We start from the raw sequence: 6,326 nt of genomic DNA, 5'->3' as shown, positions 1-6,326 counted from the left end.
AGATGTGTATAAGAGACAGATGATGAAGTTGGCGGGGGCAAAATCCACCTCGGCGCTGTGGGAAATTCCGCTGGTTTCACGCCCGGCCATGGGGTGGCTGGCAATGAACTCCACTCCTTCAGGCAGCATCTCCTGAATGGGTTCCACCACACCGCGTTTTACACCGGAAACATCGGTCACCAGTGTGCCGGGCCGCAGCAGCGAGCCATATTCCCGCACCCAGTCCAGCAGTACGGTGGGGTACAATCCAAAAATCACACAGTCGGCACCGGTGACCAGATCTGCGAAATCTTCCGTTTTGCCGGCCTGAATATACCCATGAGTCAGTGCATACTCGATGGTGGAACGGCTGTGGGTAATGCCGGTAACATGATAGCCTTTCTGGCTCAGCACCTGTGCATATTTGCCGCCCAGCAGGCCAAGGCCCACGATGAGATAGGTTTTGCTTTTGTCTAACATTCCATTCACGCCCCAACTTTAGTCAAATTCCACTTTGGCGCCCAGTCCGCGCAGGGTATCCCAGAAAGCGGGCCAGCTTTTGTTGACGGCTTCCGCACCGGAAATCAACGCCGGCAGACCGGATGCCGCAGCTGCCACAGCAAGAGCCATCACAATACGGTGGTCGTTGTGGCCAAAAAGCGTTCCGTTGGGAGCATGCAGCGCCACACCGGTAATATGCACTTCGTCGCCTTCCACCTCAATGCGGGCACCCATCTTTTTCAGTTCGGACTGCATGGCTTCAATGCGGTCCGATTCTTTCAGGCGCAGACGCCCGGCATTGCGGATGATGGTTTCGCCGCTGCAGAAACAGCCCAGCGTAAACAGGACCGGTCCCAAGTCGGGGCAATCGGCCAGATCGATCTCGGTGGCGCGCAGCAAACTGCGGGAAAAACGGTATCCGCCGTCCACGGCTTTGAACTTGCCGCCGCAACGCTGCAGAATTTCCAGAATGACCTTATCGCCCTGTTGGCTGTCGGGATTCAGTCCGGTAACGGTGATGCCGCCGATCACACATCCCAGCACCGCCAGGAACGCCGCCTGGCTGTAATCTCCTTCCACCGCAAAATCGCAGGCGGTATAGCGCTGAGGGGCGGCAATGCGGTAGATCACGCTGCCGTTTTTGCGGGCGCGGGCGGTGACCTTTATGCCAAATTGCTGCATGGCTGCCACCGTCAGGTCCACATAGGAACGGCTTTCATAAGGGGGGAGTACCTCGATGGTGCTCTCGGACTCCATCAGCGGTGCAGCAAACAGCAAACCGCTGATAAACTGGCTGGATACATCCCCCGGCAGTGTAAAGCCGCCCGGGCGCAGCCGACCAAAAATGCTGATGCCGTCGCCAGACTGCTCAAAGCGCAGGCCCTGCCGGTCGAACAGCATCTGGTATACGGCCTGGGGACGGTCGAACAACCGTCCCGCACCGGTAAAGCGGACTTTCTGGGCCGTCAGGCTGAACAGCGGGATCATGAACCGCAGGGTGGAGCCGCTTTCGTTGCAGAACACGGGCCGGGTCACTGTCACAAAACCATTGGCATTGCCTCGCCCGGTGATGGTGACAGCGTTGGGTTCTTCCTGAATTTTGGCGCCCAGCTGGGCCGCCGCCCCCAAAGTGGCGCGGATGTCCTGGCTGTACTCAATATTGGTAATATGGCTGACGCCGTCGGCCAGCGCTGCACACAAGACTGCGCGATGAGCCGCGCTTTTGCTGGGCGGCACCGGGGCCGAGCCACTCAAACGGCTGACATGCAGACGCGCGTCCACGCTTACATCTCCCGGCCGATGGCAGCGGCTACCTTGCGGCACATGGCAATGGTCTCGGCAAATTTATCGGGTTTCAGGCACTGGGCGCCGTCGCTCCAGGCGCACTGCGGATTATCGTGTACTTCGATCTCCAGACCGTCGGCACCGGCAGCCACGGCGGCAATGGCCATGCTTTCCACATATTTGTAATCACCGGTGGCGTGGCTGGGGTCTACGATAATGGGCAGGTGGGTCTTTTCCTTCACCACGGGCACCGCCGAAAGATCCAGCGTGTTGCGGGTGGCACGTTCAAAGGTACGGATGCCGCGTTCGCAGAGGATAACGTTCTCGTTGCCGCCGGCCATGATGTATTCGGCGGACATGATCCACTCTTCGATGGTGTTGGCCAGGCCGCGCTTGAGCAGTACCGGCTTATGCATCTTGCCAACGGCCTTGAGCAGCTGGAAGTTCTGCATGTTGCGGGCACCGATCTGCACCACGTCCACGTATTCTTCAAATTCGTCAATGTGGGCTTCGTCCATCAGTTCGCTGACGATGGGCAGACCGGTGATCTCACGGGCTTTGACCAGGTCCAGGATACCCTCGGTACCCAGACCCTGGAAAGAGTAGGGGCTGGTACGGGGCTTGTAGGCACCGCCGCGGATGAAGTTGGCGCCGCCTTCCTTGACCAGTTTGGCCATCTTGATCATATGATCTTCGCCTTCCACACTGCAGGGACCGGCCATGACCGCAATGGGGGCGTGACCGCCGATTTTGGTGCCGTTGACATCCACAACGGTGTCCTCGGGGTGGAACAGACGGTTGGCGCGCTTGTAGGGAGCCGAAACACGGGTCACGTTTTCGACCCAGGGGTTGGCCAGCACGTCTTTTTCGGCGATTTTGGTGGTATCGCCCACCAGACCGAAGACGTTATAATCGGTACCGCGGATCAGTGTGACCGACAGCCCCTGCTTTTCGAAGCTGTCAATAATACGGTCCAGTTCAGCTTGCGGCGTACCCTTTTTGGTGGAAATAATCATGAAGGAAACCTCTTTCTTGCAAATTTATACATCAGAATGTTACAGCAGATTGTCAGATTCAAAAATCCGTACGGCAGCTTCCACCACATTGTTCAAGGTGGTGGAATTGTCCAGTACGGCGTTGGCGGCCGCGCGGTAAAGGGGCGTGCGTTCCGCCTGCAGCTGTTTGAGGGCTGCGCCGCCCTGTGACAAAGGACGGCCGCCGGTAGCCAGCTTGCCCAGCGGGCGCTGTACCCACAGCACGGTGCCGTTCTGGCGCAAAGCCCGTACGTTGGCAGGCGTTTTGATCACGCCGCCGCCGCAGGCAATGACCTGGCCGGTCTGTTTGGCAAGGTCGGCCAGGGTATCGGCTTCGTAGCGGCGGAACGCTTCTTCCCCTTCCCGGGCAAAAATATCGGGGATATTATTCCCGGTACGCCGCTCAATTTCTTCGTCCAGGTCCACAAAGGTTTTGCCCAGACGTTTGGCCAGAGCAGCGCCGATGGTAGTTTTGCCGCAGCCCGGCATACCGATCAGCGAAATGTTGGCCAGCTGATGGGCCAGACGCCGGGTGGCGGTGGGGATCATGCTGTCGGTGGCATAAAAACGACCGGTGAAATGCTGGGCCGCAAAAACAGCCTGCGCCACCAGCATCTCAAACCCTCCGGCGATGGTGATGCCGTGTTCTTCGGCGCGCAGCAGCAATTCGGTGCGGAAGGGATTGTACACCACATCCAGCACCGCTTCCAAAGCGGGGAAGGCTGTGGGGGCCAGCATGCACTGGCCCACATTGGGGTACATACCACAGGGGGTAGTGTTCACAATGATCTGTACATCCCGGTGGCGCATGGCCTCGTTGTACGTCAGCGCGCCGTATTTGCCGGTACGGCTGGCGGTAAGGATGGTGGCGGCGCCGCCGTCACGGCAGACAGCTTCCACGGTGGAATGGGTGCCGCCCGTGCCCAGAATCAGCACGGTTTTGTCGGCAAAATCCACATTGTGGACGCGGGCTAAGTAAGCAAAACCCGCGTAATCGGTATTGTATCCGTACAGCTTGCCGTCCCGGTTCATAATGGTATTGACCGCACCGATGGCCTTGGCCTTGGGGTCCACCACATCACAGTAGGGAATGACCAGCTGCTTATAAGGAATGGTCACATTGATGGCGGAAAAAGCACGTTTTTCCATAAAAGCACGTGCCTCCGCCTCGGTCGGCAGGGGAATCAACTCATAGTGGTAGCCGCCAACCTGTTCATGAATGATTTTGGAATAGCTGTGCCCCAGCTTGGCACCGATCAGACCATACAACTTTTGTTCCATAGCGGTTCACATCCTTTCCGCAGGTTCATAGGTGGGCAGCCCGTGCTTCTGGGCCAGGGTACCGTAGCGCACGGTCAGCAGATCCAGCAGACCGAAAGCGGTCAGGGTGTTCTGCACCACAGCCGCACGGGGAACGATACAGGGGTCGTGCCTGCCTTTGATCTGCAACAGGGCATCTTCCCGGGCCATATAATCCACGGTGTGCTGCTGTTTGTAAATGCTGGGCGTGGGCTTGAGTACAGTGCGGAACACCAGCGGCATACCATTGGTAATGCCGCCGTTGATGCCGCCGTTGCGGTTGGTGGCGGTGACAACCTGACCGTCCCGCATGGTAAACGGGTCGTTGGCTTCACTGCCGCGCATACTGGCAAACCGGAACCCTGCGCCGAATTCCAAACCCTTACAGGCGGGAATGGCAAACATCAGATGAGCCAATTCGCTTTCCACGCTGTCAAACCACGGTTCACCGATGCCGGCCGGCAATCCGGTGACAATGGTTTCCAGAATGCCGCCCACACTGTCGCCCTCACTGCCCGCCGCGCGGATGGCTTCCTGCATGGGGGCTTCCCGGCTGGGGTCCAGCAGGGAAAAATGGCCGGGCACCGGTTCCGGCAGTACCAACCCGGCAGCACTGGACAAAGGCGCATCCTCAACACCGGCGCAGGCGGCAATATGGGTGTAGACCCGGATGCCCAGGTTTTTCAGCACGGTTTCGCACAAAGCCCCGGCGGCTACCGAGGCTGCCGTGATGCGGCCGGAAAAATGACCGCCGCCGCGGGCATCCTGCCAGCCTTCGTATTTCGCGTAAGCGGTAAAGTCGGCGTGACCGGGGCGCAGCAGGTCGGCGGTTTTGGCATAGTCGCCGCTGCGCGTGTTTTCGTTGCGGATCATCAGTGTGATGGCGGTGCCGGTGGTGTGGCCCTGGTAGACACCGGAAACAAACTCTACGGTGTCTGCTTCGGTGCGGGCGGTGGAAAGTCCGTCGCCGCGGGCACGGCGGCGGTCCATGGCGGCCGCAATGGTGGCTTCATCCACCGGCAGCCCGGCGGCCAGACCGTCCAGCACCGCACCCACGGCGGGACCGTGGCTCTCGCCAAAAATCGTCAGGCTGATGGCGTTGCCAAACGTGTTTTTCATCCAACAGGTCCTTTCAAGAGGGAAAAAGAGCACGCCGCACCGGGTGCGGCGGCAAATGAAACGAAACTTATTCCAGGCCCAGCAAATGGGGCAGCTCGGCAGTAGAAATCTTGTCCGCACGCCAGCAGCCCAGCCCCGGGCAAAGGATCACGGTGATGGAAGCACCGCAGGTCTTTTTGTCGTGCTGCATATATTCCAGCACTTTGGCCTTGTTCACGCCGGTGCGGGTGGGCAGCCCCAAAGTCCGGTAGATGGCGCGGACGCGCTTGACCAGCGCGGGGTCTTCGATCATGGGCAGCATGCCCAGCGCAACACATTCGCCGTGGTACAGACCGGTGGTGCGGCGGCCGCGGATGCCTTTGACGGCTTCGATGCCGTGGCCGATGGTGTGACCGAAGTTCAGGCAGGCACGTACGCTGCCTTCCCGCTCGTCCTGTTCCACGATCTTTTTCTTGAATTTCAGGCTGCGGTAGACGATCTGCTCGATGTTTTCTTCCGGGTGTTCGGTTTCAAACATGGCGAATAACTGCGGGTCGCCGATCAGGGCGGTTTTCAACGCTTCGGCCAATCCGTTCACAACATGGCGCCGGGGCAGGGTGGCCAGGGTATCAAAGTCCACCAGCACTACCTTGGGCTGCCAGAAAGCACCCACAATGTTTTTGGTTTCGCCCAGGTCAATGGCGGTCTTGCCGCCGATGGAGGAGTCCACCTGGGCCAGCACTGTAGTGGGGCAGTTGACAAAATCAATGCCGCGCATATAGCTTGCGGCACAGAATCCGCCCAGATCTCCCACCACGCCGCCGCCTACGGCCACCAGCAGGTCCTTGCGGTCCATGCCAAAATCCAGCATGGCCTGCAGTACCTGGCCAAACACCTTCAGGCATTTGCTGCCTTCCCCCTGGGGAATGGTGTAAATGGTGGAGGTGGGGCACTGGGCGGCAATGGTTTCGGCATACTGGGCGGGCACGCCGGAATCCGTCAGTACAAAGACTCTGCGGTTCTGTACGTTGGTAAACTGGTGCAGATTGGCAAGGCATCCTGCTTTCAGGATGATATCATAGCTGCGGCTTTTCAGTTGCATCGTCAGTTTCATGCTTTGCACGTCCTTTT

At 59.1% G+C, this 6,326-nt stretch carries 6 protein-coding genes; all 6 read right to left on the bottom strand.

From position 1 onward, the window contains the following. Window positions 1-459, bottom strand: a 459-nt coding sequence (locus H6B10_RS00245) for a prephenate dehydrogenase/arogenate dehydrogenase family protein (RefSeq protein ID WP_204648906.1), incomplete at its 3' end; no start/stop codon positions are given. Window positions 460-477: 18 nt separating this feature from the next. Then, a complete protein-coding gene (aroA, locus tag H6B10_RS00240) occupies window positions 478-1,761 on the bottom strand; it encodes a 3-phosphoshikimate 1-carboxyvinyltransferase (RefSeq protein ID WP_204648905.1) in 1,284 nt (427 codons plus the stop codon). A 2-nt stretch (window positions 1,762-1,763) separates the two neighbouring features. Further along, window positions 1,764-2,780, bottom strand: a complete 1,017-nt coding sequence (aroF, locus tag H6B10_RS00235; protein ID WP_204648904.1) for a 3-deoxy-7-phosphoheptulonate synthase — start codon at window positions 2,778-2,780, stop codon at window positions 1,764-1,766. A gap of 39 nt (window positions 2,781-2,819) precedes the next feature. Next, on the bottom strand, window positions 2,820-4,079 hold the full coding sequence (locus tag H6B10_RS00230) for a shikimate kinase (RefSeq protein ID WP_204648903.1): 1,260 nt from the start codon (window positions 4,077-4,079) through the stop codon (window positions 2,820-2,822). 6 nt (window positions 4,080-4,085) lie between these two features. Continuing rightward, window positions 4,086-5,216, bottom strand: coding sequence for a chorismate synthase (aroC, locus tag H6B10_RS00225; protein WP_204648902.1), 1,131 nt, complete (start codon window positions 5,214-5,216; stop codon window positions 4,086-4,088). Window positions 5,217-5,283: 67 nt separating this feature from the next. Then, on the bottom strand, window positions 5,284-6,309 hold the full coding sequence (gene aroB / locus H6B10_RS00220) for a 3-dehydroquinate synthase (protein ID WP_204648901.1): 1,026 nt from the start codon (window positions 6,307-6,309) through the stop codon (window positions 5,284-5,286). Window positions 6,310-6,326: the final 17 nt, after the last annotated feature.

It is taken from the genome of Gemmiger formicilis (assembly GCF_016901605.1).
In the GTDB taxonomy this organism is placed as follows: Bacteria; Bacillota; Clostridia; order Oscillospirales; family Ruminococcaceae; genus Gemmiger; species Gemmiger formicilis_B.
Note: the sequence above shows the minus strand (reverse complement) of the source record. Positions and strands in the feature narration are given on the sequence as shown.

Excerpts from the sequence above, each read along its gene's own strand:
- aroF (WP_204648904.1), bottom strand. The coding sequence starts at position 2,780 with ATGATTATTTCCACCAAAAAGGGTACGCCGCAAGCTGAACTGGACCGT.
- H6B10_RS00230 (WP_204648903.1), bottom strand. The coding sequence starts at position 4,079 with ATGGAACAAAAGTTGTATGGTCTGATCGGTGCCAAGCTGGGGCACAGC.
- aroC (WP_204648902.1), bottom strand. The coding sequence starts at position 5,216 with ATGAAAAACACGTTTGGCAACGCCATCAGCCTGACGATTTTTGGCGAG.
- aroB (WP_204648901.1), bottom strand. The coding sequence starts at position 6,309 with ATGAAACTGACGATGCAACTGAAAAGCCGCAGCTATGATATCATCCTG.